Annotated in this window: 1 protein-coding gene; it reads left to right on the top strand. The window is 75.7% G+C overall.

What is annotated here, in order from left to right:
* Positions 1 to 2555 (top strand): type I polyketide synthase (locus tag ACWCXH_RS39795; RefSeq protein WP_449806397.1); only part of this gene is annotated, 2555 nt, incomplete at both ends.

Raw genomic sequence — 2555 nt, 5'->3', positions numbered from 1 at the left:
GGCGGTCTCGTCCTGACCGCCGGCCAGGGCAACTACGCCGCCGCGAACGTCTTCCTCGACGCCCTCGCCGCCCACCGCCGTGCCGCCGGCCTGCCGGCCACCTCGATGGCCTACGGCCTCTGGGACGTCGGCGCCGGCCTGGGCGAGCACCTCCTGGAGCTCAACCGCAACCGCATGGCCGCCCAGGGCGTCCCGCCGCTCACCCGCGAGGCCGGTCTGGCGCTGTTCGCCACCGCCCTGCGCAGCGAGCGCGCGGCGGTCGTCCCGATCCGGGTCGACGTCGCCGCCCTGCGCGCCCGCACCGACGAGGTCCCCGCGCTCCTGCGCGCCCTCGTCCCGGCAGCCCGCCGCACGGCGGCTCATGCCCCGGCGTCGGCCGCACCGGCCGGCGGTCTCGCCGCCCGGCTCGCCGGGCTGACGGAGGCGGAGCAGCGGCGGACCGTCCTCGAACTCGTCCGGGCCCGGGTGGCCGGTCTGCTCGGCCACGAGTCGGGCGACGCGATCGGGCCGGACCGGGCGTTCCAGGAGCTCGGCTTCGACTCCCTCGCCGCGACCGACCTGCGCAACCAGCTCAACATCCTCACCGGCCTGCGCCTGCCCGCGACCCTTGCCTTCGACCACCCCAACGCCGAGGCCGTGACGGACCACATCGTCACCGAGCTGGGCGCGCGGACCGCGGCCGCGAGCGGCGAGGCGTCCCTCGCCGAGGCCGACCTGCGCGCCGCGTTGCAGTCGATCCCGACCCGGCGGCTCCGTGACGCGGGCCTGGTCGACGCCCTGCTCGACCTGGCGGACGACCGGGTCCGTCCCGTCGACCCGACGGCGACGGACCTCCCCGGGACGCCGACCGAGGTCCGCCACGACCCGATCGCGATCGTCGGCATGGCCTGTCGCTACCCGGGCGGGGTGACCACGCCCGAGGAGCTGTGGCGCCTGGTGACGTCCGGCGCGGACGCGATCTCCCCGTTCCCCGCCGACCGCGGATGGGACCTCTCCGCCCTTCGCACCGAGGACTCCTACTACACCCGCGAGGGCGGATTCCTCGACGGCGCCGCCGAGTTCGACCCCGACTTCTTCGGGATCTCCCCGCGCGAGGCCCTCGCGATGGACCCGCAGCAACGGCTCACGCTGGAGCTCTCCTGGGAGGCCCTGGAGCGCGCCGGCATCGACCCGACCGGCCTGCGCGGCACCCGCACCGGCGTCTTCACCGGCGTGATGTACCACGACTACCCGGGCAGCGACGGCAACGGCAGCGTCGTGGCCGGCCGCGTCTCGTACAAGCTCGGCCTGGAGGGTCCGGCGGTCGCGGTGGACACCGCCTGCTCCTCCTCGCTGGTCGCGCTGCACCTGGCCGTCCAGGCGCTGCGGCAGGGCGACTGCTCGCTCGCGATCACCGGCGGCGTGACGGTCATGGCCACGCCGGGCGTGTTCGCCGAGTTCGGCCGGCAGGGCGCACTCGCCCCCGACGGGCGGTGCAAGTCCTTCGCGTCCGCCGCCGACGGCACGGGCTTCGCCGAGGGCGCGGGCTTCCTGGTCGTCGAGCGGCTGTCGGACGCGCTGCGCAACGGGCACCCGGTGCTGGCGCTCGTCCGTGGCAGCGCCGTCAACCAGGACGGCGCGTCGAACGGTCTGACGGCGCCGAACGGTCCGTCGCAGCAGCGGGTGATCCGGCAGGCGCTCGCCAACGCGCGCCTCGGCGCCGACCAGGTCGACGTGGTCGAGGCGCACGGCACGGGCACGACCCTGGGCGACCCGATCGAGGCGCAGGCCCTCCTCGCCACCTACGGCCAGGACCGCCCGGGGGACCGGCCGCTGTGGCTGGGCTCGGTGAAGTCGAACCTCGGCCACACCCAGGCCGCGGCCGGTGTCGCCGGCGTGATCAAGATGGTGCTCGCGATGCACAACGCCGAGCTGCCCTCGACGCTGCACGTCGACGAGCCGAGCGAGAAGGTGGACTGGTCGGAGGGGGCCGTCCGGCTCCTGACCGAGCGTCGGGCGTGGGCCCCGGGCGACCGTCCGCGCCGGGCGGGCGTGTCCTCGTTCGGGATCAGCGGCACCAACGCCCACGTGATCGTCGAGGAGGCCCCGGCCGCACCGGCGCAGACGGCGTCCACCGAGGCGCACGGCGAGCCCGGGATCGTCCCGTGGCTGCTGTCCGCCGCGACCCCGGAGGCCCTGCGCGCGCAGGCCGAGCGGCTGCTCGCGGCCGACGCCGACGCCCGTCCGATGGACGTCGCGTACTCGCTGGCGACGACCCGCGCCGCGCTCGAACACCGCGCGGCCGTGGTCGGCGACGGGACGGAGCAACTCCTGGCCGGCCTGCGGGCGGTGGCGGACGGCGAGGCGCCGACCGGTGTCGCGACGAGCGGGCGGCTCGCATTCCTGTTCTCGGGGCAGGGGTCGCAACGGCTGGGTATGGGCCGGGAGTTGTACGCGCGCTTCCCGGTGTTCGCGGGGGCTTTCGACGCGGTGTGCGCGGCGATGGAGCTTCCCGTACGTGAGGTGGTGTGGGGTGAGGACGCGGAGTTGCTGAACCAGACCGCGTACGCCCAGGC

This window comes from Kitasatospora sp. NPDC001660, from assembly GCF_053596725.1.
Note: the sequence above shows the minus strand (reverse complement) of the source record. Positions and strands in the feature narration are given on the sequence as shown.